This is a genomic window from Methylobacterium sp. NPDC097929 (genome assembly GCF_049543375.1).
GTDB lineage: Bacteria > Pseudomonadota > Alphaproteobacteria > Rhizobiales > Beijerinckiaceae > Methylobacterium.
The window spans coordinates 1,305,579-1,328,534 of sequence record NZ_JBMVEP010000001.1 but is presented as its reverse complement, the minus strand read 5'-3'; the positions used below and the strand labels follow the sequence as shown (position 1 = coordinate 1,328,534).

23 protein-coding genes and 1 tRNA gene are annotated in these 22,956 nt (G+C 68.2%); 17 read left to right on the top strand and 7 right to left on the bottom strand.

Annotated features, from left to right (window positions below):
* Positions 1 to 907: 907 nt before the first annotated feature.
* Positions 908 to 3,496, top strand: coding sequence for a recombinase family protein (locus ACPCJR_RS06310; RefSeq protein WP_003596798.1), 2,589 nt, complete (start codon positions 908 to 910; stop codon positions 3,494 to 3,496).
* 167 nt (positions 3,497 to 3,663) lie between these two features.
* Here ACPCJR_RS06310 and ACPCJR_RS06305 read toward each other — a convergent pair whose 3' ends face one another.
* The 3 genes from ACPCJR_RS06305 to arsH all read right to left on the bottom strand — a co-directional run bounded on the left by ACPCJR_RS06305 (position 3,664) and on the right by arsH (position 6,756).
* Positions 3,664 to 4,101, bottom strand: a complete 438-nt coding sequence (locus ACPCJR_RS06305; RefSeq protein WP_003596796.1) for an EamA family transporter — start codon at positions 4,099 to 4,101, stop codon at positions 3,664 to 3,666.
* A gap of 305 nt (positions 4,102 to 4,406) precedes the next feature.
* Positions 4,407 to 5,747, bottom strand: a complete 1,341-nt coding sequence (locus ACPCJR_RS06300; protein WP_003596795.1) for an anti-phage deoxyguanosine triphosphatase — start codon at positions 5,745 to 5,747, stop codon at positions 4,407 to 4,409.
* Positions 5,748 to 6,009: 262 nt separating this feature from the next.
* Complete coding sequence (arsH, locus tag ACPCJR_RS06295) at positions 6,010 to 6,756, bottom strand: arsenical resistance protein ArsH (protein WP_166060438.1); 747 nt, start codon at positions 6,754 to 6,756, stop codon at positions 6,010 to 6,012.
* Between the two features lie 50 nt (positions 6,757 to 6,806).
* Here arsH and ACPCJR_RS06290 point away from each other — a divergent pair, with 50 nt between their 5' ends.
* The 5 genes from ACPCJR_RS06290 to ACPCJR_RS06270 are packed head-to-tail and all read left to right on the top strand — an operon-like array spanning position 6,807 to position 10,456.
* Positions 6,807 to 7,166 carry an ArsR/SmtB family transcription factor gene (locus tag ACPCJR_RS06290; protein ID WP_166060437.1) on the top strand — a complete coding sequence of 120 codons (360 nt, stop codon included), beginning with the start codon at positions 6,807 to 6,809 and terminating at the stop codon, positions 7,164 to 7,166.
* Positions 7,159 to 7,686 (top strand): arsenate reductase ArsC, encoded by a 528-nt coding sequence (locus ACPCJR_RS06285; RefSeq protein WP_166060436.1) that lies wholly within the window; start codon positions 7,159 to 7,161, stop codon positions 7,684 to 7,686. The genes ACPCJR_RS06290 and ACPCJR_RS06285 overlap by 8 nt, the downstream gene beginning before the upstream one ends.
* Positions 7,686 to 8,111, top strand: coding sequence for an arsenate reductase (glutaredoxin) (arsC, locus tag ACPCJR_RS06280; RefSeq protein WP_166060435.1), 426 nt, complete (start codon positions 7,686 to 7,688; stop codon positions 8,109 to 8,111). Before ACPCJR_RS06285 ends, arsC begins: the two co-directional genes overlap by 1 nt.
* Before the next feature lie 7 nt (positions 8,112 to 8,118).
* Complete coding sequence (gene arsB / locus ACPCJR_RS06275) at positions 8,119 to 9,186, top strand: ACR3 family arsenite efflux transporter (RefSeq protein WP_012455865.1); 1,068 nt, start codon at positions 8,119 to 8,121, stop codon at positions 9,184 to 9,186.
* The gene (locus ACPCJR_RS06270) at positions 9,176 to 10,456 is read left to right on the top strand and encodes an MFS transporter (protein WP_012455864.1); all 1,281 of its coding nucleotides are present in this window, start codon (positions 9,176 to 9,178) and stop codon (positions 10,454 to 10,456) included. Before arsB ends, ACPCJR_RS06270 begins: the two co-directional genes overlap by 11 nt.
* Before the next feature lie 975 nt (positions 10,457 to 11,431).
* Here the strand turns inward: ACPCJR_RS06270 and ACPCJR_RS06265 are convergent.
* Entirely contained in the window at positions 11,432 to 11,944 is a 513-nt protein-coding gene (locus ACPCJR_RS06265; RefSeq protein ID WP_012455863.1) for a hypothetical protein, read from the bottom strand.
* Between the two features lie 378 nt (positions 11,945 to 12,322).
* On the opposite strand from ACPCJR_RS06265, the gene ACPCJR_RS06260 reads away from it, so the two are divergent.
* On the top strand, positions 12,323 to 12,880 hold the full coding sequence (locus ACPCJR_RS06260; protein WP_391511464.1) for a hypothetical protein: 558 nt from the start codon (positions 12,323 to 12,325) through the stop codon (positions 12,878 to 12,880).
* Between the two features lie 147 nt (positions 12,881 to 13,027).
* The gene (locus ACPCJR_RS06255; protein ID WP_166060434.1) at positions 13,028 to 13,774 is read left to right on the top strand and encodes a hypothetical protein; all 747 of its coding nucleotides are present in this window, start codon (positions 13,028 to 13,030) and stop codon (positions 13,772 to 13,774) included.
* A gap of 300 nt (positions 13,775 to 14,074) precedes the next feature.
* Here ACPCJR_RS06255 and ACPCJR_RS06250 read toward each other — a convergent pair whose 3' ends face one another.
* Together ACPCJR_RS06250 and ACPCJR_RS06245 are read right to left on the bottom strand one after the other, a co-directional pair.
* Positions 14,075 to 14,809, bottom strand: a complete 735-nt coding sequence (locus tag ACPCJR_RS06250; protein ID WP_238307890.1) for a type II toxin-antitoxin system PemK/MazF family toxin — start codon at positions 14,807 to 14,809, stop codon at positions 14,075 to 14,077.
* Positions 14,810 to 15,185: 376 nt separating this feature from the next.
* Positions 15,186 to 15,518, bottom strand: coding sequence for a helix-turn-helix domain-containing protein (locus ACPCJR_RS06245; protein ID WP_166060433.1), 333 nt, complete (start codon positions 15,516 to 15,518; stop codon positions 15,186 to 15,188).
* Between ACPCJR_RS06245 and ACPCJR_RS06240 the strand changes: the two genes are divergently transcribed.
* The 7 genes from ACPCJR_RS06240 (at position 15,477) to ACPCJR_RS06210 (ending at position 20,926) form a co-directional block, all read left to right on the top strand.
* Positions 15,477 to 16,298, top strand: coding sequence for a hypothetical protein (locus ACPCJR_RS06240; RefSeq protein WP_244573364.1), 822 nt, complete (start codon positions 15,477 to 15,479; stop codon positions 16,296 to 16,298). The genes ACPCJR_RS06245 and ACPCJR_RS06240 overlap by 42 nt on opposite strands.
* Positions 16,299 to 16,359: 61 nt before the next feature.
* The gene (locus ACPCJR_RS06235) at positions 16,360 to 16,761 is read left to right on the top strand and encodes a hypothetical protein (protein ID WP_096486562.1); all 402 of its coding nucleotides are present in this window, start codon (positions 16,360 to 16,362) and stop codon (positions 16,759 to 16,761) included.
* Positions 16,758 to 17,942 carry a nucleoside 2-deoxyribosyltransferase gene (locus tag ACPCJR_RS06230; RefSeq protein WP_166060432.1) on the top strand — a complete coding sequence of 395 codons (1,185 nt, stop codon included), beginning with the start codon at positions 16,758 to 16,760 and terminating at the stop codon, positions 17,940 to 17,942. The genes ACPCJR_RS06235 and ACPCJR_RS06230 overlap by 4 nt, the downstream gene beginning before the upstream one ends.
* A complete protein-coding gene (locus ACPCJR_RS06225; protein ID WP_003604316.1) occupies positions 17,939 to 18,583 on the top strand; it encodes a 7-cyano-7-deazaguanine synthase in 645 nt (214 codons plus the stop codon). The genes ACPCJR_RS06230 and ACPCJR_RS06225 overlap by 4 nt, the downstream gene beginning before the upstream one ends.
* A gap of 3 nt (positions 18,584 to 18,586) precedes the next feature.
* Positions 18,587 to 18,940, top strand: a complete 354-nt coding sequence (locus ACPCJR_RS06220; RefSeq protein WP_096486560.1) for a hypothetical protein — start codon at positions 18,587 to 18,589, stop codon at positions 18,938 to 18,940.
* Complete coding sequence (locus ACPCJR_RS06215; protein WP_096486559.1) at positions 18,937 to 20,124, top strand: carbohydrate kinase family protein; 1,188 nt, start codon at positions 18,937 to 18,939, stop codon at positions 20,122 to 20,124. The genes ACPCJR_RS06220 and ACPCJR_RS06215 overlap by 4 nt, the downstream gene beginning before the upstream one ends.
* Positions 20,125 to 20,251: 127 nt before the next feature.
* Positions 20,252 to 20,926 (top strand): FRG domain-containing protein, encoded by a 675-nt coding sequence (locus ACPCJR_RS06210; protein WP_238307891.1) that lies wholly within the window; start codon positions 20,252 to 20,254, stop codon positions 20,924 to 20,926.
* A 295-nt stretch (positions 20,927 to 21,221) separates the two neighbouring features.
* On the opposite strand, the gene ACPCJR_RS06205 is transcribed toward ACPCJR_RS06210, so the two are convergent.
* Positions 21,222 to 21,297 (bottom strand) — tRNA-Ala (locus ACPCJR_RS06205).
* A 121-nt stretch (positions 21,298 to 21,418) separates the two neighbouring features.
* On the opposite strand from ACPCJR_RS06205, the gene ACPCJR_RS06200 reads away from it, so the two are divergent.
* Both ACPCJR_RS06200 and ACPCJR_RS06195 read left to right on the top strand, forming a co-directional pair.
* Positions 21,419 to 21,709, top strand: coding sequence for a YggT family protein (locus ACPCJR_RS06200; RefSeq protein WP_110351995.1), 291 nt, complete (start codon positions 21,419 to 21,421; stop codon positions 21,707 to 21,709).
* Positions 21,710 to 21,903: 194 nt separating this feature from the next.
* Positions 21,904 to 22,950, top strand: a complete 1,047-nt coding sequence (locus tag ACPCJR_RS06195; RefSeq protein ID WP_391511466.1) for a MaoC family dehydratase — start codon at positions 21,904 to 21,906, stop codon at positions 22,948 to 22,950.
* The last annotated feature ends 6 nt before the right edge of the window (positions 22,951 to 22,956 follow it).

The following is a 22,956-nucleotide window of genomic DNA, read 5'->3' as shown; positions in this document are numbered from 1 at the left end:
AGGTGGCGGTTCCGCGGCGTCGTAACGCGCCATACCGCTTCCGCATCGACCTTTGAGGTTCATTGAGAACGGAAACGGTCTCTTGCAACTGGACAGGCTACCTTCGGCACCGCGTGCGGCCGCGATGCCCTTTCGTCCCGTCGGTCGCCGCACATGGCGACGAGTTCCGGATCGGCCTCCGGTATTGCAGTTGTATATACCTGCGGTATAATTAGAGACTTCACCCACGTTTCGTCGATGCGGCGCGGCCGTCCCAGAAGGGGCGGCCGACGCGCGTTTCTCGTACGCCAGCCGCCATGCGCGATCCAGGGGTAATTTCAATGGAACAGGGGGAGCGAACGATGTCGTTCGGCATCCAGAGGTTTCGGGGCGAATCGTCCAGTTCAGGACGGCCGCTCACGGTCTTAGACGCATTGTTCGAGGGCTTGGTGGGGATGGCCGCCGAACGGTCGGACGCCCAAAGGCTGGTCGCGCGCGGACAGAATAGGAAAGTTGCCGGTCGGGACTTGTACGCGGGCGACCTGGAATTAGATGTCGCCGTGACGCGAAATGCTCCGGCCAGGATGCGAAATTCACGTCGCGATGGTGCAGCGGAGACCCGGCCCCGTGGACGGGAGAGACGAAAATCACGGCCAAGCGCCCGAAGTCGCTTGTCGGCGGGAGCGAGCCGAAGCGTACGTGGCGTCGCGCGGCATGGATTCGAACGCCGGTCGCTACCGGGATGCCTGGAAGGATGACCGCTTGCGACCCGGCCAGGTGCGTCGAGGAGAACGTGACGGTCTCGGGCGGAGTCAAAGGAAAGCCATCCGGCGCACCGAGATGGACGTAAAGCGAACCCGCGCACGTCCCGGCTATCGCGTCCTCAGGCAAGCAATTCTCCCTTCTCTTCGCATGGAGCGGCGTTGCGATGGCCCACGGTGAACGGACGACCGACCTGATGCCTGGCGCCGTGGATCTGCGGCAGGTGGTCGATACGACGGCATTGTGCCCTCTGGACCGGTTGGCCCTTCGACGGAACCTGGATGTCGAACGCCGTGACGGCTTCGGCCCACCGGACAAGCTTGTGCCCGTGGGCCTCTACGCTCGCTACTCGTCTAATAAGCAGAAGGAGATGAGCATCGAGCGTCAGGTCAAGGTTGTAACCGCTTACATGAGGAAGCTTGGTTACGCGATTTACGTGCTGTATGACGACCCTGCTCGAAGTGCCCGATCAATGCGTGATCGTGAAAGCCTGCAGCGTTTGCTCGAAGACTGTCGGTCTGGCAAGATAAAAGTCATCATGGTTGAGGACTTTGACCGGTGGTCCCGCGAAACTTACGATGCGGTCGAAGTATGCGAGGAATTGAATGAGCTTGGCGTGGAATTTCATAGCGCCGGCGACTTCAAGGCACTGAACAAGAAGGAGGTCATCGAAGCGGCACTCAAGGCCGAGGCGGATCGGGACCGTCGCACCCTGATCATGGGCATGGGCAGGTTCCAGCACGCTGCCCAGGGCGGCGCCCATTCCGGTGCGTTCTTCGGATATCGGTACGGCGAAGAAAGGGGCTTCCTCGTGCGTCACCCCGAGGAAGAGAAGACCATATTTTCAATCTTTGAAATGGCAGCCGCGGGAATTTCCTACCGAAGCATCGGCCGGATCATGAAGGAACGCGGGGTTGCAGGACCGACGAAGGATTGCAGATGGACGAAATCGACCGTTGCGAACGTTTTGGGCCAGTTGGCCTATACGGGTAGATGGTACTATCCATTTACCTTGAATACGTTCGACCGCAAATCGGGGAAGGTCACCGTCCAGCGTCGGCATCCGAGCGAGATGACGCGCAACTACTTCGATCACCTTCGAATTGTGCCAGACGATCTGTTTTTCGCTGTCAACGAGAAGCGACGCCCCCGGGGGAAGCAGAAGTTCGAGCACAGCCACTTCTTGGCCGGAAAGGCGACGTGCGACTGCGCCGGGGTCGAAGGCCAGCGGTTCACCTTGGGTGGTCGACAGCTAACCTGCAACGTCTGGTCGGACGGGGGCTGCTGCCCGGCGAGGCGTCACTCCGTTATGCACGAGACCGTGGAGCGCGCCGTCCTCACCGCCGTTTGCGGCAAGCTGCGGTCCTTCGTCGGCGAGGAGGATTTCGCGGCTGCCGTCGACCGCTCGCTACGTGAGGCCTCCGCCGCCCGCCGCGCCGCCCGTGCGGATGTTGCGCGTAAGATTGCGGTCACCCGCGAACAGCTTCGCCGGGCGCTCGTCAAGGAGCTTGAATCGACCTATCCATCCGACCTGTTGTCCGAGGAGAGGAGCCGGCTGACGGGGGAGCTCGCAGACCTTCAGGCCCGTTCGGCGGGCCTCGCCGAACTGCCCGAGGTGGACGAAGCCGGTGAGAGGCTTCGAACACTTTCCGCCACGTTGGATCACCTTATCGAGCGGGTGCCATTCAGGGCCTTGACGGAGGCGGAGGCGAAGGTCTCCGCCGCCCTTGCCCGCCTCGTCCAGCGGGTGGTGGTCATACGGGATGGCCGGCCGGCGGGGACCTTGGGCCTGGCCATCCACCTGGACTTCTTGGCGTTCCTACAGGAGGACGGGAGCTGCGGCTCGCCCGGTGTTAGCTTGGACGTGATCCATGTCGATGTCGAGCAGCCGATGGGACGCCATGTCCGCCTTCGCGAAGACGCCCAGCGGCTTATGGCAACCGGAGGTTATCGGATCGACGACGCGCGTTGGGCCCTCGTCGCCAAGCACCTCCCGGACGTCACGGGCCACAGGAATGACTCGCGCCACATCCCGACGCGGGCTCTGGTCGACGCCCTCCTGCTCCGGCTCCGGACGGGCCTGCCTTTGCTGTCGGCGGCGTTCGGCGACGCGCTGGAGATGCGGCGTGCACTCTCGCGGTTCGTCTATGCCGCAGGGGACCAGATCCTGATTGACCTCCTTCGCGAGGCGGACCCTTCCTTCGTGGCCGGACTGGACCTCGGTCCGGTCGAGGCCGCGCGGGCGCGCTGGAAGGTTGGCGGTGATGATTGGCGCAAGCGCAGGGGGCCGGCCGCACGCTTCCACGCCCTGAATGGCCAGGATGCGCTCACCGACGAGCAATGGCTGGCCTCGAAGCCGCTGTTGCATTCGTCCATCGAGATCTCGTTCAAGGGCACCCCGGGCATTCCCGGCCGGCTGCTTCTGGAGGCGGTGATCCTGGCGCTGCGGACCGGCCTCTCATGGCGCAGGATGCCGGAGCGGTTCGGTGACGAACGGAACCTCACGAATTCCGTGCGCCGGCTGGTCCGCAGCGGAAGTTGGGACCGGTTGCTGGAGCTATGGGCGCTGCGCTTCCCTGAGCTTCTCGATGACTTGGATGTCGGGCGCTTGGCCAATATGCTCCGGGGTTCGGCGCAGTGGCAGGGCCCGTCACCCAGGCGCTCGCGCTACGCCAGGAACGGCGGCGTGGCCCCGGCCGTCCATCGAGCGCGCCGACGCAAGTCGCCTGCCGGGCGGAAGAGGGACGCGGCCTAGGCGCCGCCAGCCGTGTTCTTGGACGGCGAGCGTCAAGGGTCTGGACGTTGGGCGCAGGAACGAATGCAGAGAGTGCTCGATGGCGATCGGCCAACGCCCGTGCTGGTCGCGGCGTCCCGGGCGCTATCCTGCGTACGCCTCCGGGCGAAAGGGCACGCGGCCAGCCTTCAGCTCCTGTAGGCGACCAGGATCGTGCCGGCCGCTATCAGACCGACGCCCAACCAGTTGGGGACGGTCAGGCGTTCTCCGAGGAAGATGGTCGCGAAGACCGCCACCAGGACGACGCTCAACTTGTCGATGGGCGCCACGCGGGCGGCATCCCCGAGCTTCAGGGCGCGGAAGTAACAGAGCCACGATCCACCGGTGGCGAGCCCCGATAGGACAAGAAACAGGTATGTTCGTCCCGAAACTGAATCGAGTGGTTGCCATTGGCCCGTGCCGGCCAAAAGCGCGCCGAGGACGCACAGGATCACCACCGTACGGATGAAGGTGGCGAAGTCCGAGTTGATGTTCTCTATCCCGATCTTGGCAAAGATCGCCGTCAGCGCGGCAAATGCCGCCGAGAACAACGCCCAGAACTGCCAGGAGGCCAGCACGGCTTTCATGGGCATCTCCGAAAGTCGGAAACGAAAGGGGTCGTGACGAGCAGCCGCCGAACCGAGCAACATGCAACGCTGTTCGACGGTCTTATGCGGATGCCGATGATCCACGGCGCCGTAGCGCTGCCGCGCCCCGGCAAGATGGAGCGGGGCGAGGCTGCCGCCTCAGCATTCCGCCGGCGCCGGAAGGGAGGTCGTCCCGGTCTGCCCGCCCCTTCGGCATCGGTGAGGCCCTCACGCATCTGGGGTTGACGTGGGCCGGGAGCAGGAAGGAATCACGGGTTGCTCGCTTAAACCGGGCGGCGGGTCGGTCAGAGGCGGTCGAACACGGAACCCATCCTCGGGCTGAACAAGCGCTCGTAAGTGCGCATGAGGAAGGCGTCGGTCATGCCGGCCACGTGGTCGCAGATTACGCGCCGACCGTCAGGCGCCTTTTCGTACGCCTCGTAGGTCGACCGCGGCAGGAACGACTTCGGCTCCGAGGCGAGGGCCTCGAACACCGCGACGACCATACCCTGACCCTTGAATTCGAGGTGCTGGACCCCCGGGCTGCGAATGACGACCTCCCGGACCAGTTCCTTCAGCGCTTCCAGGAAGGTGTTCGCTCCGGCTTCGATGGCAGCCCGATATCGAACGAGGGGCTCGTCGAACTCCTCCCTGGTCTCGATCACGCAGTTCGTGATCAGGTGATGGACCATCCGGCCGATGCACCTCTTCCGGGTATCGCCGGCACCGAACAGCCGATCAAGGAATCCCTCATAGACGTTGTTGCCGAACTCCTCCGGGTATTTCTCCTTGAGACTGTTGAGGAAACTTGAGCTCTTCTCCTCGGTCACGTGCGCTTCGAAATCCACCTGCGTTACCAGGCCAAGGGCGAGGGCATCCTCCAGGTCATGGATGCCGAAGCCGATGTCGTCGGCGACGTCCATGATGCTGCAATCGAACGACTTGTGGAGGGGCTTGCGGTGCTTGCCCTCTTGATCGCGGGCCTCGGTGAAGGCGTTGCGGTCCTTTTCGCTGAGTGGGGCGAGGATCCAGTCGACGACGTCTTGCTCGCAATCCAGGTAGCACTTGGGCGGCTTGGAGGCCTCGCGGTCGATGATCCGGATCGACTCCGGGCCGACGTGGAGGGCGGGGCGGATGTCCGCGTTCATCGCGAGGCTGAAGGGCACGGGATACTTCAGAACCCCGAGCAGGGTGCGCCGCATCAGGTTCGCGCCGGCGGCCTTGGAGAACTTTTCCAGCCTGGACAGGATGCGCAGGGTCTGGCCGTTGCCCTCGAAACCGCCGGCACCGCGCATGCAGAAATTCAGGGCGACCTCGCCGCCGTGGCCGAACGGGGGGTGGCCGAGGTCGTGGGTCATGCCCACGGCCTGGATCATGCTGAGGTCCGGGATGTATTGCCGGGCGGAATGGTCGGCATAAACCTTCTCGAACCGCCGCGCGATCCCGCCGGCGATCTGCGCGACCTCAAGCGAATGGGTGAGCCTCGTCCGGTAGAAGTCGCTGTCGCCGAGGTTCAGGATTTGCGTCTTGCCCTGCAAACGCCGGAACGACGCGGAGTGGATGACCCGGCTGTAATCGGTGGCGGCCCCATCGCGGGCGTCGTCGGCCTGGGCCTGCCATGGTTCGCGGCGGTCGTACCAATCCATATGCAATCACTTTCGCGGCTAAACTCGATCCAGGCAGCCGGTACCTCTCGGCTGCGCTGAATACCAACGGAAAGCGTCGATGCCGCCGCGGTTCCTTGCACACGGCGCCTCCGTCCTCTTAGGAGCCTCGGCAGTTGGATGTGCGGGTCTTCCACCGTCGGTGTTTCGAGCCGCGGGACAAGGGCCGCTACGCCCGTAAGGGAGGCTGACAGCGCAATCCGCAGGCCGGGACCGAGGCTCGCTCCACGGGGGAACGGTCCGTCTACCGCTTCACGAACCCGATGTCGGCGGCGACGCCCTTGAAGCGCTCGGGCTCGCGCTCCTTACGCTCGGAGTAGCGGTCGACGAGGTAGTCGGCCCGTCCACGCGTCAGGAGAGTGAACTTCATCAGCTCCTCGCAGACGTCCACTACCCGGTCGTAGAGCGGCCCTGGCCTCATGCGGCCGGCATCGTCGAACTCCTTGTAGGCCATCGGCACCGACGACTGGTTCGGGATGGTGATCATCCGCATCCAGCGCCCCAGCACCCGCATGCTGTTGACCGCATTGAAACTCTGCGATCCGCCCGAGACCTGCATCACCGCAAGCGTCCGCCCCTGCGTCGGGCGCACCGAGCCCTCGCTCAGCGGCAGCCAGTCGACCTGGGCCTTCATCACCCCGGTCATGTTGCCGTGCCGCTCCGGGCTGACCCAGACCTGCCCCTCCGACCAGATCGAGAGCTGCCGGAGTTCCTGCACCTTCGGATGTTCGACGGGCGCGTCGTCGGGCAGCGGTAGCCCGTCCGCGTGGAATATGCGGACCTCCCCGCCCATCGCCTCCAGCAGCCGTGCCGCCTCGAAGGCCAGGAAGCGGCTGAACGAACGCTCCCGGAGCGACCCGTAGAGGACGAGGAACCGAGGCGCATGGTCGAGCGGCGTCGGCGCCGCCATCCGTTCCTCGGTCGGCACCTCGAAATGCGCCTCGGAGAGGTTCGGCACCCCGTCGGCGAACGGCTGCTGGGGCTTGTTCAAGGCGTTTAACTCCTCTACGTTTCAACGATAGTTGATATGTAGGTCATTCGATGGACGAACGGCAAGCCCTCGCCGCCTTCGCCGCCCTCGGCCAGGAGCATAGGCTCCGGGTCGTGCGCGCCCTGGTCACCGCCGGTCCGAACGGCCTCGCCGCGGGCGTCCTCGCCGAGACGGTGAACGTCGCCGGCAACAACCTGTCCTTCCACCTGAAGGAGCTCTCGCACGCCGGGCTGATCACCTCCCGGCGCGAGGGCAAGTCGGTCATCTACAGCGCCGCCTACGCCGGCCTGTCCGACCTCGTCCAGTTCCTCATGCGTGACTGCTGCCAGGGCCACCCCGAGGTGTGCGCCCCGGCCGTCGCCGCGCTCGCCGCCTGCGACTGCACCACCGGGGACACCCTCCATGCCTGAGCCAGTCTACAACGTCCTGTTCCTCTGCACCGGCAACTCGGCCCGCTCGATTCTGGCCGAGGCCATGCTCAAAAAGGAGGGCGGCGGGCGCTTCCGCGCCTTCTCCGCCGGCAGCCAACCGAAGGACGAGCCGCACCCGCTGGCGCTGCAGGTCCTGCGGGAAAGCGACTACCCGACCGAGGGCCTGCGCTCGAAGTCGTGGGACGAGTTCGCCGGTCCCGAAGTCCCCGTCATGGATTTCGTCTTCACCGTCTGTGACAACGCCGCCGGCGAGACGTGCCCGTACTGGCTGGGCCAGCCGGTGACGGCCCACTGGGGCATCGAGGACCCCGCAGCGGCGGAAGGCTCCGAGATGGAGCGCAAGCGCGCCTTCGTCACTGCCCAGCGCTACCTCAAAAATCGGATCGCGGCCTTCGTCGCCCTGCCGCTCGGCAGCCTCGACCAGGTCGCCCTGTCGTCGAAGGTCCGCGAGATCGGCCAGATGGCCGGCGCGACCTCGGCCCGCCCGGAGGTCGCGTGATGGACGTCGTCATCTACCACAACCCCGCCTGCGGCACGTCCCGCAACACGCTGGCGATGATCCGCAATGCCGGCATCGAGCCGCACGTCGTCGAGTACCTGAAGTCGCCGCCGAGCCGGGCGCTCCTCAAGCAACTGCTCGCCCGCGCGGGCCTCTCGGTCCGGGACGCCCTGCGCGAGAAGGGCACGCCCTACGCCGAGCTCGGCCTCGGCGACACGGCGCTGACCGACGAGCAGCTCCTCGACGCGGTCGAGGCGCACCCGGTCCTGCTGAACCGTCCGTTGGTGGTGAGCCCGATGGGCGTGCGCCTGTGCCGGCCGTCGGAGGCGGTGCTCGACCTCCTGCCGGACCAGCAGGGGGAGTTCGTGAAGGAGGACGGCGAGCGCGTCGTCGACGAGCGCGGCCGCCGCGTCGCCACCGCTTGAGGACACCATGAGCACCTTCGAACGCTACCTGACCCTCTGGGTCGCCCTCTGCATCGTGGCCGGCATCGCGCTCGGCCACGTCATGCCGGGCTTCTTCCACGCCGTCGGCGCGGCCGAGGTCGCCAAGGTGAACCTGCCGGTCGCCGTCCTGATCTGGCTCATGGTCATCCCCATGCTGCTCAAGATCGACTTCGCCTCGCTGCGCCACGTCGGGCGGCACTGGCGCGGCATCGGCGTGACGCTGTTCATCAACTGGGCGGTGAAGCCCTTCTCGATGGCCGCGCTCGGCTGGCTGTTCATCGGCACCCTGTTCCGGCCCTACCTGCCGGCCGACCAGGTCGACAGCTACATCGCCGGGCTCATCATCCTGGCGGCGGCCCCCTGCACCGCCATGGTGTTCGTCTGGTCGAACCTGACCCGAGGCGAGCCGTACTTCACCCTGAGCCAGGTGGCGCTCAACGACACCATCATGGTGGTGGCCTTCGCCCCCATCGTTGGCCTGCTTCTCGGGCTCTCGGCCATCACCGTGCCTTGGGGGACGCTGGTGTTGTCGGTGGCGCTCTACATCGTCATCCCGGTCGTCGTCGCGCAAGTGATCCGCCGTGGCCTCCTGGCCTCCGGCGGGCGGGCCGCCCTCGACCGGCTGCTCGCCAGGCTCGGGCCCACCTCGCTCGCCGCACTTCTGGCGACCCTGGTGCTGCTGTTCGGCTTCCAGGGCGAGCAGATCCTGGCCCAGCCCGCGGTCATCGGGCTGCTCGCGGTCCCCATCCTCATCCAGGTTTACCTGAACTCGGGGCTGGCCTACCTCCTGAACCGGGTCGCCGGGGAGCAGCACTGCGTGGCCGGGCCCTCGGCACTGATTGGCGCCTCGAACTTCTTCGAGCTCGCGGTGGCGGCCGCGATCAGCCTGTTCGGCTTCAACTCGGGCGCGGCGCTGGCCACCGTGGTCGGCGTCCTCATCGAGGTCCCAGTCATGCTTTCCGTCGTATGGATCGTGAACCGCTCGCAGGGCTGGTACGAGCGTGGCGCGGCCGGCAAGGCAGCGGCGCTGAAGCCTGCCTCCCGTGAGGTCTGAGGTCCACAACCGCCTCGTCGTCATCTCGGCCCTGGGCGTGGTGGAGATCCTCGCCTGGGGCTCGTCCTTCTACTTGCCGGCGGTGCTGGCGGGGCCCATCGCCGCCGACACGGGTTGGCCGCTCGCATGGGTGGTCGGGGGGCTGTCCATCGGCCTGCTGGTGGCGGCAATCGCCTCGCCCCGGGTCGGAATCGCCATCCACCGGCACGGGGGTCGGCCGGTCCTTGTATCGGCGGCCTTGCTGCTAGCGGGTGGCCACTTGGTGATCGGACTGGCACCGAACCTTCCGGTGTTCCTGTCCGGCTGGCTGGTCATTGGGCTCGGGATGGGCTGCGGCCTCTACGACCCGGCCTTCGCCACCCTCGGCCGGCTCTACGGCGACGAGGCGCGCCCGGCCATCACCACCCTGACCCTATGGGGTGGGTTCGCCAGCACCGTCTGCTGGCCGCTCTCGGCCCTTCTCGTCGAGCAGGTCGGCTGGCGCTCGACATGTCTTGCCTATGCCGGGCTGCACCTCTTCGTCACGCTTCCCCTGGTGCTCGGTCTGATCCCTGAGGCGCCTGCCTTGGCTAACGGCGGGGACGTAAAACACCTTGGCGAAGCGCCGCTCACCTCGCGGGAACGGCGCGCCTTCGCGCTGATGGCCGGCGTGTTGGTTTTCGGCGGCACCGTGATGACGTTGATCTCGGTCCACCTGATTACCTTGCTGCAGGCACGCGGCGTGGCCTTTGCCGCCGCCGTATCCTACGGCGCCCTGATCGGGCCGTCCCAGGTCGGAGCCCGCGTTATCGAGATGGCCAATAAGGGGCGGCACCACCCGCTCTGGACGCTAAACGTGGCCATGGCCCTCGTGGCGCTCGGGCTGGCAATCCTGGCAGTGGGCATTCCTGCGGTCGGCATCGCCTTGGTGCTCTACGGTGCCGGCAACGGGATCTACTCGATCGCGAGAGGCACGGTGCCGCTCGCCCTGTTCGGGTCGGAACGCTACCCGGTTCTGGCGGGGCGGCTCGCCCGGCCGAGCCTGATCGCCCAGGCTCTTGCTCCGTCGCTGGGGGCCACGGTCCTCACCTACGGCGGCCCCGATTTGGCCTATGCCCTTCTGGCGGTGCTCGCGCTCGCGAACGTCGGTTTGGCAGGCGCCTTGTGGGGCACACGACCGGAAGCGGTCGGCATCCCCGGCGAGGCCGAGGCGGGCTCGAAGAACAGGTGCTTCGCTTCAGCAGCCAAGCCGAAGGGCCGCCTTCGAAACGGCCCCCCTTCTTCGCTCTAGGTTGCTTCAGTGCAGAATAATGGTGCTCGGCACCGGAATGCCGGGTTGACCAAATGAGGTGGCCGGTTCGGCACCACACTCCTGGCGGCAATGATCCGTCCACGTCGGCCTCTGGCGACCGCAAGTCCTCGCAAATCGCCCGATGTCATTGATCTTTGAATAATTTTTGGCAGACATCTCGCAATTGGGCGAACGGTCTCCGCTGGCTCCCGAGCCTCCGCTTGGGAGCCAGCGGAGACCGGTCGCCCAAATGTCTGCTCTCTGCGATATCTATCTGTACATGCGCGTTTTTTTGATGTTGGGTGTTTATGTGTCCTCAGGATCCTGCAGTAGATAACTGGCCTCCTACGCCCGGGCCCGGAAACCGAAACGAAGAACGGCATCTCGGCAGTTTCGTGTGATGCATGGCTGCCGCCGCCTTGTCGCTAGATTGGTGTTCAAGTCTGCTAACCGCAGCAATCGGAGCACCGCGGCCGAGCGCTTACCGAAACCAGCCAGTGCGCAGCATCCGTGTGATCCCGTGCGCCCTCATGGGCCATCGCCCCGCGGGCGCGACGCACGTCCATGCACACGACGTGGAACACCGCGACTTCGGTCATCCGCCCGCACGGCCGGCCCGCCAGCGCCCGTCTCCTGTCCGCAGCCGATCAGCGACAGGCCGAGGCCACCCAGCGACGCCGCCGCGCACGCGCGATATTGGCTTCGCTGATGATGCCGTCGTCCTCGCCGACGACGCATGCGCAGGTCTCAAGCCAGCGAGGCGTCGATATGGGTATAGCAGCGCATGAGCCACGCCCGTACGGTCGGTCGCGAGCGGAACCCGGCAGACCGGCCGGCCATCTCGGCAGCTTGCCACGATCCGCGGCTCGCGGGGGGGCTGGCGATGGCTCGACCACTCGATCCAAGTCGTGACCGTTCCGCCCGAAACCGCTGGCCCGCCCCGGGCGACGTGACCGGCACGTCGGAGCCCTTCGATCAGCGTGGTCGATCCGGCGGAAGCGGAAACCGCTGCGGCGCCTCCCGCGACCGTCGCTGATGGTCCAGGAGATCCAGGGCCCAATCCGGCCTCGGCGCGACGGACGCCTCATACAATTCACGGTATGCTTCAGGTGTCAGCCAAGTGCCGACGGGATGACGTCCGGTCAGGCGCAGGAAGGCGCTCAGCGATAGGCAAACCGGCGGCGGCAGGCCGACGACGGTCTGGAGAGCGCAGCTGGAACTCTTGCTGCGCTGTCCCACGATACGCGTGTTGAGGAGGCCCATGGCCCCGGCCCGGGCATCCGGGCCGACGAGTTCCTCGTCGAGCGGCGTGGGCGTGCCGGGCGTCTCAAGCGCCGAAAGCAACTCGCTCCAGGACTGCCACCCCCACGCCAGCGCGACGACCTGTCGAGCGGTCGCCTCGGCGATAGGCTGCCGGACATTGGCGAGTTGCGCGCGCAGGGCGTGCACCTTGCGGTTTGCGAAGAAGATCGAGGACGGGCGGAACATCGCGGACCATGGGACTGCGTACGGTGAGCCAATGGATTCAGCTCGCTACGGAGCGGTCAAGGCAACGCCGCGTCGGAAGCTTCGTCGGGTCGCCCCGGCCAGGACGAGGTCCGGCTGGAAAGGCGCCTTGCCCCTTCAACGCCGCCGCCCAGGCGGCGACTTGGTCCGCGACCTGGGCGACGGTTCCGTCGCCGAGCGCGGAAGCGGTCGGGTATGTTGTCGCCTGCTCCTCGGCGGCGGCCGACCCACGTCCACCAGGATCTCTGCAATTCGCTGTGGCCATCCCTCCGCCGTGACGCGAAACTCCCTGTGGATAAATCGCGTCGCCTCGAACCCCGCTTAGATATCCATGTGGACGTGTAACCGTCGGAGGTTAGTGTGGCGCAACGGAGGTACGGCACCATGGGCGACTCGGATTGGGCGGCGGAGCGGGCGGAGGAATACTGGCGGCTCCACGCGGAGCCCGTGCTCAAGCGCGTCGTCATCGACGCCTTCCTGTCCGGAACGGCGGCCGTGCCCCCTGCCTTGGCGAACTGGCTGGCTTTGGCGCCCATCGGGCGCGGTGCCGAGGCTGTCACGCCGCCTCCACCCCCGGAGCCTGCGCAGCAGGTGCCGCCCGGCGCCAAGGAGGTCGCGGCACCGCAAGCCGGTCCTCGGCCCAAGAGGTCCCCCCGCCCGCTCAAGGGGGTGAGCGCCGCTGCGTACGACCTCGTCAAGCGCGCAGGCAAGCCCCTGACATCCCGGGAGCTGCTCGGACAGCTGAGGGACTGGGACGGGGGCGAGCGGACCGAGGCGCGCGACAATTCCCTTCTGGCCGCGATGCGGCGGCTTCGCAAGGCCGGTTGGGTCGACTTCGACGGGACGCATTACAGCCCGTCGGCGAAGAGGCCCCGCAGCAAAGGCAGGTCCGATCCCGCCGGGCCGGGTCGGGTCTGATCGCCCGCCCATGGCAAGGCCAATCCATCGCCGCGCACATCGGCTCCCCGCGCAAGAAGGCTGGGCGCTGGCGGAGATCGAGACCCGGCAAGCCCGCGGCCTACCGCCCGTTCGACCATCCACCGCAAACATGAATTCGGAGCGCACATGACCACCTCGTTCGGCGACGCGCGTCGCCTGCACGTCCTGTCTCTCGTCGCCCTGCTCTCGGTCGTGACGCCGCCGCGCAGCCGGGCCGCCGACGGAACCATGAGCGAGCACGAGATCGCTCCCGGCATGGTCATCCGCGGCCTGGTCACCGCCGCGGGCGCGCGGGCCTTTCGCCTGATCGTGCGGGGAACGCTCGTTGCCTCCTTGACCGCGAGGGATGGGGCGCCGCCGACCGGGTACTGCCTCGTTGGAGAGTGGTTGTCCGTGCTGGAGGCAGTGGCTGCGCCATGGTGCGCGTTCGCCGGCGAGACCTCGCCGCGGAACTTCGGACCGCCGCGCCGGTCGCATTCCGAGCGCTCACCCTTCATCGCACGGTTCCCGGCGCGCCAAGCCCGCCTCACGGGCCCGAAGCTCGTTCGGTTCCTCGCCGAGTGCACCGCTTCCCTTGGAGCGAAGGACTCGATGCGCGGCGATGAGATCGCCCTCGTCGTCGGCACGCCGGAGACCCGAGTTCGGATCGCGTGCAGCGGTGCCGAACTTCACGTCCTGGTCCATCGAGAGCGGCGCTTGGTCATGGCCGGCACCCTGTCGCGCCTCGACCTGAGTCGGCCCGGACGCACGCGCTGCTGCATCGGCCGCCAGTGGCTGCCCGAGTTGTTGGATTGGTTCTGGGCCGTGTCCGACGATGTCGATCCTGCAGACCTCGTTCGGTTCTGCCAGGGTGCCGCCTCGGATCGGCCCTAGCCCACGTCGGCCGATGGCGCCGACGCCCGGATGCAGGGCCGGCCCTCGCCAAGCTTAAGCTCTCGCCTCTCGGGCCGTGACGTGTGCCAGGAGGGAGCGCAGCTTGGGTGTACGGCGGTCGTTGTGCGTTCGAAGCGCATACCACCAACGAAAAAGCCCCGCCTGAGCGGGGCTTTCGTTTGAGGGGAATACCCGCGGGCAAACCCCGACCTCGGATGGCGAGCATCTTCGGTCAGCTGAAAAGACGGTGTGACCCGCCTCCAGCAAGTGAGAGGGATATCGCATATCCGCCTCGCCGGGTCAATGATCGAGGCCTAGCACGGTTCCGAGGAGCGCTCGGATGCCGGCGAGCTCGGCGGGCGAGATGGACGGCAGCGCCGGGCGGCGGTTCACGTTGACCTGCCACAGCCGGACCAAGGAAACGGTGTAGATGTGGTCGCAGACGGCCCAAACCGGGTCGGTCTGGTGGAAGAAGGGATACGTGCCCGGCTCGAACCGGAAATGATGGGTGTTGTTCTCCCGGGGCGGGCTCTTGCTCACCGGCACCACCGTGCAGCGCCCGGCGGCGCCGGCCGAGCGCGAGGACACGACGATCGCCCGCCGTTCCTTCTGCATCTCCGGCTTCACGAGGTAGGTGAAATCGCACATCACGACCCGGCCGGGGCTCGGAGCGTGCGGAACCGGCCGCCTGACCTCGGCCGTGCGGCGCGTGACGACCGAACCTTCCAGCGTCGTCAGGAACGCGTCCGCCTTCGCGGCGGCGATGCCGCCGCGAACCAGCGCCGTCTTCAGCTTGGTCCGCTCGTACTGCGCGGTGGCCTTTTCCGACAGGAAGCAGTGGCGCAACGCGCTGGCCACCGCCTCGGCGGTCTCTTCGGCGAAGCCTCCCTCGCACAGCCGGTCGAGGCAAGCCTCGCCGTTGAAGCGGGTATCGGGATGCCGGGAAATCTCCATCAATCCGCCGACGGCGAGCGCCTCGCCCTGGGCGAAGCCGAGATCCGTCATGGCCTTGAACATGCGAAAGGCGTGGGGCACCCCGAGACAAATGCTCCTGCCGATGGGAAGGCGATGGCGTAGCCCGGGCGACGTCGCGTCGGGCAGGCCGAGGGCGAGCTGATCCGTTCGAAGTCGGCAAACACCTCGGCCGACGCCGTATCCGCACGCCGGACCATTGTCATCCCACGCCGAAGGGGCCGAGCGCCGCCGGCGCCCGGGCGCCGCGATCTTGTCGGGGCCTGCCCGCCGTGGGTGCCTTGGTTTGAGCGACCCGGCCCGGGGGGGCGGCACCCGCGCTCGTCATCGAGGCGCCGGGTCCCGCCGCCCGGGCGCGCCGCCTCGGCCTGGTCCCGGGGCACGTTCCATCCGGCGCCGAGAACGACGGTCCCCGACCTTGCCGCACCGCTCGGAGCGGCTATTCGTTTTCATTCAAGAGCCCCACCGCGGCCTCCAGGAGCGCTCGGAACGCGACCGACTGACCTGCAGCCGCCTCCACGCGCCGCGTCAGGTCCGAGGAAGCCGCGGGATCCTCCGACGGGTGCGCACCGATGAACCGAACCGCGGCGAGATGCAGCCCGGGTCTAGGCTTATGTTGCCCAGCCAACAGCTTCGATACGGTCGCCTGGCTCGCGCCGAGGATCTTGGCAAGGGCAGCCTGCGTAAGCCCGCGCTCTCGACGCGCGCGACCGAGGGCAATCGCCAGCGCATGCGCATCCCCGCCGTCAGCCGCCCGCTTGCTTCCGCTCATGAAGTCAATAAAATCGAATGGAAACGAATAATCAAGGCACGCAGGATGCAGGCTCAGACGTCCGGGAGGCCGCGGTCGGTCGCGACGATTCCCGCGGACCCGGAGGCCGAATTGATGCCGGGGGTGCGGTGGGGGCGCCCGGAATGGGTGCCGAGTGCCGCGTTCTGGGCTTTCATGGTCGGTCGGGCCAGCGAGCCGGTCGACGGGTTCGTGGGGCGGGAGGTCAGCCTGGCCCACGAGATCGGCTTCTGTCTGCTCGGGGGCTACGGCATCACGGCCGAGGTCAACCACGCGGTCCATCGCGCGCTGGCCGCGGATGGGATCTTCGAGCCTGGCCGTCGTCCTGGGGCCGATGAGATCGAGGCCCTCCTGCGCAGGCCGGTCCGCATCGGCGAAAGGTCGGTGCGCTACCGCTTCCCGAAGCAGAGGGCGGGCAGGCTCGCCGACGCGCTGACGCTGATCGAGACCGATCCGCCGCCGTCGAGCGACGCCCTGGCCTTCCGACGCCACCTGATGCGCCTGCCCGGCGTCGGTCCGAAGACCGCCTCGTGGGTCACCCGGAACTGGCTGGGCTCGGACGAGGTCGCCATCCTCGACATTCACATCATCCGTGCAGGCCTCCTGATCGGCCTGTTCGAGCGGCCGATCCGCCTCCCGCGGGACTACGAGGCGCTCGAACGGCGCTTCCTGCAGTTCTGCGTGGCCCTGGACGCGAAGCCGTCGCTGGTCGATGCCGTCATGTGGCGGGCGATGCGCAACATCGGCCGGGGACCGGTTTGACCGGCGACGGCGGAGGCCGATAAGAAATCAGGTCTCCTTCACCAGTGGCCGGGCAAGCGGGATGTCGGGGGGCAGCAAGAAGAGTTCGGGCCGTCGCCTGGTCGCGCCGGCCGGTGCAGGGCCGGGAGCGCCGGGCTCGACCGCCGGATCGGAGGGCGGGAACGCGCCGACGGGCTCGCCCTGCGACCTCAGTTACGACGTCGAACTGACCGGGGTCCGGGCCGACGTCGTCGCCGTCGTGCGCATCGGCGACGTCCTGGACGTCGCGCTGCACAGGGCGGGTGCGTTCGAGACCGCCGTGTGCCGTACCCGCCCCGCCGGGCAGGTGGTCGGCACGCTGGCGAACGTCGAAGGCCTCGACGAACTTCTCGGTTGCCTGCGCACCCACCACCGCTACGCGGCGACCGTGACGCAGGTCGGCCGCCTCCTCTGTCGCGTCGCCATCGCACCGGTGCTGGGTTGATCGTCGCCGGAGGGTCCTACCTGGAGATCTGCGAGATCCCGCGCTGGCGCCGGCTGTTCGGTTCGGGCGGCCGCGCCGCCGCGGCGGTCGGGCAGCTCTCGCCGGGCAGCAGCCTTCACACCTATGCCTTCGCAGGCTGGGCCCGCGACGTCGAGAGCTCGATGCACGCCTGCGGGGTGACGGCGACGGTAATGCCCATCGCCGAGGAGATCAGCTTCGGCTACTTCCATGCCCTGTCGCCGGCCACGTTGCGGCCCGCCGTGCCGACGCGACACCCGGCCCTCTCGGTCGACGGGCGGGTCGTGCTGCGTTTCGGCTTCGTGGAGGGCGACGCGGTCGTGTCCGCGGAGCGGGCGGTCCACGACCCGCAGGGCGACGACGTTGTCCCGTTCCGCGCCAACGGGTCCCGGGCCGAGGCCCTGGCCGTAGTCCTGAACGAGGGGGAGGCGGAGGGGGCGACGGGCGAGGAGGGGCCGGCCGCAGGCGAGGCCGTTCTCGCCCTGCACGCGGCCGACGTGGTCGTGGTCAAGCGTGGCTGCTCGGGCGCGACCGTCCACCGGCCTGGTCGCGACCCCGTCGCGGTGCCCGCTTATCGATCCGCCCGCGTGTTCAAGATCGGCTCGGGCGACGTCTTCAGCGCCGCCTTCGCGCATCACTGGGGCGAGCGCGGCCTCGACGCCGCGGCGGCGGCCGACCTGGCGTCGCGCGCGGTCCACCATTTCGTCGACACGCGCTCGCTGCCGCTGCCCGCGGCCGCCGACCTCGCCGACCAGGCGCTCGCACCCGTGGGCGGGGAGCCCGGCCGCGTCTACCTCGCGGCCCCGTTCTTCCACATCGCCCAACGCTGGCTCGTCGAGGAGGCACGGGACCGGCTGCACGCCCTCGGCGCGTCTGTCTTCTCGCCGTTGCACGACGTGGGCACGGGGGGCGGCGCCGTCGCCCTCGCCACCGCCGACCTCGCGGGGCTCGACGGCTGCCAAGCCGTGCTCGCCCTGCTCGACGGGGCGGACCCGGGCTCGATCTTCGAGGTTGGACATGCGCGGGCGCGCGGCATCCCAGTGGTCGTGCTGGCCGAACGCCTCGACGAGCATCACCTGACCATGCTGGCCGGCACCGGCTGCGAGGTCGTCGACGATTTCGCCTCCGCCCTCTATCGGGTCGTGTGGGCCTCGCTGCGATGAGGGTTCTGCTGTTTTCCGGCGGCCTCGATTCGACCGCCCTCGCTTGGTGGCAGAGGCCGGACGCCTGCCTGTTCGTCGATTACGGCCAGCGGCCGGCGGCGGGCGAAAGGGCGGCTGCGACGTCCATCGCGGCCGAGTTCGGGCTGCGGCTCGAAACGCTTCAGGTCGACCTGTCCGGGCTTGGCCTCGGGCCCCTGGCCGGCGGGGAGCCCGCCGCGCTCGCGCGTGCCCCCGAATGGTGGCCCTACCGCAACCAGATCCTGGTCACCCTCGCAGGCATGCGCTTCGTCGCGGAAGGCCTGTCGGAGATCCTCATCGGAACGGTGGCGACCGATGTCCACGCCGACGGACGCGCCCCATTCCTGCGGACGCTCGACCGACTGATGCGGCTCCAGGAGGGTGGGGTGCGCGTCGTGGCGCCCGCACGGCACCTGAGCGGGCCGGCCCTTCTCGCGGCGTCCGGCCTTCCCGCCTCGGCGCTCGGTGCGACATTCTCCTGTCACGTCATGGAATATGCCTGCGGGCAGTGCCGCGGATGCGAGAAGCATCGCGAGACCTTGCGGTCGTTCGGCCTGCGGTCCGACGTGAAGGCATCCCGCGCGGCCCCGGACCGACCGGACGCGGCGCGGGCGGAGGGTTGACGAATGGGCGGAGGGCTCCCACCCAAACGCCGCCGCATGCCGTACGGCATGGGACAGGTCCGGACAGGGTCCGACGAGTGCGACCTGACCTTCACGGTCGACCTGATCGGTGTCCGCCGCGACGCCACGCGCGGCCTGCAGGCCGGAGACGTGTTGGAGGTGGACCTCGTGGCCGGCGCGGGCGCCAGCACCGCAGTCTGCCGCACCGCCGACGGGGCGACCGTCGGCGCCCTCGCCGCGTTCCGCGGCCTCGTGAGCCTGCTCGGCTGCCTCGACCAGGGGGTGCGGTTCGAGGCCCTCATCGAGGATGTCGGCGCGACGCGCTGCACCGTTACGGTCACGAGGGCCGAGACGTGAACGTCGTCGGCGGCACATATTTTGAGAGCTGCGCGTTCCCCGCCTGGGCCGGCCTGTTCGGTTCGGGCGCGCGCGCCGCCATGGCGGTGAGCGCGCTGTCCCCGGGCACCCGCCTGAGCACGTATGCTTACGCCGAGTCGGCCGGCGACCTCCGGGCGACCATGGCCGCCTTCGAGGTCGAGACGGATATCGTCGCCATCGGGGAGCGGCTCGAATTCGAGTATTGGCATCCCCTTCGCAAGAGCTGGGTTCCCGAGGCCGGCCGGCGCTACGCCGACCTGGCCGTCACCGGCGACGTCGTGCTCGGGTTCGGCATGCTGGAGGGCACGGCCCGGCTCACGGCCGGCCGGGCGGTCTACGACCCACGCTCCGCCGACCCCGCGTCCTCCTTCGTGCGTTCCGGCTCGCGGGCGACGGAGCAACTCGCCTACGTGGTGCAGGATGCCGACTTGGTCCGGCTCGGTCCGCTCCCGGACCCGCGCGACGCCGCGACCGGCGTCATGGCCCGCGAGGGCGCCACGCTCGTCGTGTCGCGCCACGCGTTCGGCGGTGCCACGGTGTACCGGGGCGACGCCCCCGGCATCCCGGTGCCGGCGTACGCCGCCCGCCGCTGGTTCAGGATCGGGGCCGGCGACGTCTTCTGCGCGGCCTTCGCGCACTATTGGGGCGAGCGTGGCTTCGACGCCGTGGGGGCGGCCGACCTCGCGTCCCGCTGCGTGGCGTGGTTCAACGACGGGGCTCGGTTGCCGCTGCCTCCGCCGGACGAGCTCGAAGGGATGGAGGCGGTGCCCGGGCGCCCCGCGTCGGGTTGCCGGGTCTACCTGTCCGGACCGCGCCGGACCATGGCCCAAAGATGGCTCTTCGACGAGGCGGCCGCTTACCTCGACGCGCTCGGGTTCAGGACGGAGACGGCGTTCGCGGACGACGGCCCCCGCTCACCCACGCGAGCGCATTGGCCGCCCCGGCCCCGCGTGCCCCATTCGGCCCTCCTCGCCCTGGGCGACGTCGCCGACCTCGGGACGAACCTTCACGTCGGCTACGCGCAAGCCAACGGCATGCCGGTGGTGCTGCTCGCCGAGACGGCCTCCGGCGGGGATTTGACGATGTTCTCGGGAAGCGGCTGCGAGGTGACGCACGATCTCGCCACGGCGCTCTACCGGACGTGTATGGCATGCCTTCGGTGATCGGCGGCCGGGAGGGCACCCGTTGAGGCCGCCTCGGTTTCCGCCCGCCCCGGCGCGCCTGCGGGCGCCTGAGCGCACGCCGTCCCCGCCCGGACCATTGGGGTCCGGCGATGGAGAGGGCGGTCCGGTGCAGGAGCGCTGGCAGGCGTTCCACGCCTTCCTGGCGGCACGCATGAACTCACGATGGGTGTTCCGCGGCTGCGCGTCGAAGGCCTTCGAGTGCAAGCCCAGCGCCGGCCGGGGCGCCGAGTTCGACCCGCGCCACGAACGGCAACTGTTCCAGGATTTCAAGCGCGAGGCCAGGCTGCACGTCGCGATGCCCGGGGCGACGGATTGGGACTGGCTGGCGCTGGGTCAGCATTACGGTCTCCCGACCCGCTTGCTCGACTGGACGACCAATCCGCTCATCGCCTGCTTCTTCGCCGTTGCCAGCCAGCCCGCGAACGAGGACGCCATCGTGTACGCGCACCCGCTGGGCGGCAGTTCCATGATCGACCCCGAGCGGGGTCCCGGCCCCTTCGAGATCGCCGAGGTCGGCTTCCTGCTGCCCTCCGCCCTGGCGCCCCGCATCGCGAGCCAGAAGGGCCTGTTCTCGGCCCACCCCGATCCGGCCTCGGCGTGGACGCCGCCCGGCATGGCGGAGAACAGCTTCGAGATCCCGCGGGACACCCGCGCGGTCTTCCAGCGCAACCTGTTCCAGCTCGGCGTGGATGCGGCCCACATCTGGGCCAGCCTCGAAGGCGTCTGCCTCTCGCTGACGTGGCAGTACCGCCTCCGCATCGGGCTCGGCGCGGCCTTGTAGCCCCCGCCGCTCGGAATCCTCGGAGCATCCGGTCCGGACGGCGGCGGTCCCGCCAAGGCGGCGCAGGCTTCGACATTCACCGGCCGGCGCGCCCTCTACCGACGCGCACGGCGTGGGTCAGGCACAGCAAGGCTTGCCCGCCGTCGCCGCGCGGGGGTGTTGTGGATATCCTGTCGAAAACCGGACCGCGCCTAGGATTTAGCGAAACGGAAGCGTGGGAGGAATTGGGATTTTTCCGGGAGCTACCACTCCCCAAGTCCTTGATGCCACACACCAATTTTCAAGCGAAAGTTGGTGGTGGAGCTGAGGGGAATCGAACCCCTGACCTCCGCAGTGCGATTGCGGCGCTCTCCCATCTGAGCTACAGCCCCGTCCGAGGCGAGGGCCTTGTAGGCTTGTCCGCTTCGGCCTGTCAATTCCGGAAATTTCCCGCCGCGCCCGCGTCCCGACGCTCGGAGCACGTGCGGGGCGACGAGGACCGATACCCCCCGCATGAACGCCCTGCTCTGGCTCTTCAACACCATCATCCAGCTCTACATCTACGTCCTCATCGCGAGCGCCGTGCTGAGCTGGCTCGTGGCCTTCAACGTGGTCAACGTGCGCAATCCGATCGTGTCGCAGATCGGCGAGTTCCTCTATCGCGTCACCGAGCCGGTGCTGCGGCCGATCCGCAACCTGCTGCCCAATCTCGGCGGCGTCGACATCTCCCCGATCATCCTGATCCTGCTGCTGCTCTTCGTGCAGAAGCTCGTCACCGACCTCTACATCCAGATCGCCCTCTGACGGCGGGGCGCGGCACGCGGCATTGCGCGCGGGCCGGCCCCGTTGCTAAGGCGGAGGCGCACCGGCTTCTCGAAAGGTCACCGACCCGTCCGAAAAGCCGGTGACAAATCAGGACGTTAGGGCCTCGACTGAATATCGTATTCAGGATGGGCGCCCCGGCCAGGAAGAGCCGTGACGGGAGCGACGCGCAAGCCATGAAGACCAATCCGGGCCGCTTCTTCGAGGATTTCCGCCTCGGCGAAACCATCCGCCACGCCACGCCCCGCACCGTCACCACGGGCGATGTCGCGCTCTACACCGCCCTCTACGGCCCGCGCTTCGCCGTGCAGTCCTCGGACGCCTTCGCCAAGGCCATCGGCTATCCCGCGAGCCCGCTCGACGACCTGCTCACCTTCCACGTCGTGTTCGGCAAGACCGTGCCGGACGTCTCGCTCAACGCGCTGGCCAATCTGGGCTATGCCGAGGGCGGCTTCCACCGTCCGGTCTATCCCGGCGAGACGCTCTCCACCGTCTCCGAGGTGATCGGCCTCAAGGAGAGCTCCAACCGCCAGACCGGCGTGGTCTACGTGCGCTCCACCGGCTCCGACGCCTCGGGCCGGACCGTGCTGAGCTATTGCCGCTGGGTTCTCGTGCGCAAGCGCGCCCCGGAGGCCAAGATCGCCGAGGAGCACGTGCCGAGCCTCGCCAAGGTTGTGAACCCGGCCGACCTCGCCCACGCCCTGCCCCCGCTCGATCCTGCGGCCTACGACACCGCGCTCGCGGGCAGCCCGCACCGCTTCTCGGATTACGCGGTGGGCGAGAAGATCGATCACGTCGACGGCATGACCGTCGAGGAGGCCGAGCACCAGATCGCCACCCGCCTGTTCCAGAACACCGCCAAGGTCCATTTCGACGCGGTGGCGACCAAAGAGACCAAGTTCGGCAAGCGCCTGATCTACGGCGGCCACGTCATCTCGCTCGCCCGAGCGCTGAGCTTCAACGGGCTCGCCAACGCGTTTGCCATCGGCGGCATCAATGCCGGACGGCACGTCGCCCCGCTCTTTGCCGGCGATACGGTCTACGCTTGGTCCGAGGTGCTGGAGACGGCCGAACTGCCCGGCCGCAGCGATCTCGGCGCGCTGCGCCTGCGCACCGTGGCGACCAAGAACCAGTCTTGCGGCGCCTATCCGGACAAGCAGGGTGAGGGCTACGACCCGTCGGTGATCCTCGATCTCGACTATTGGGCCTTCATTCCGCGCTGAAGCGTC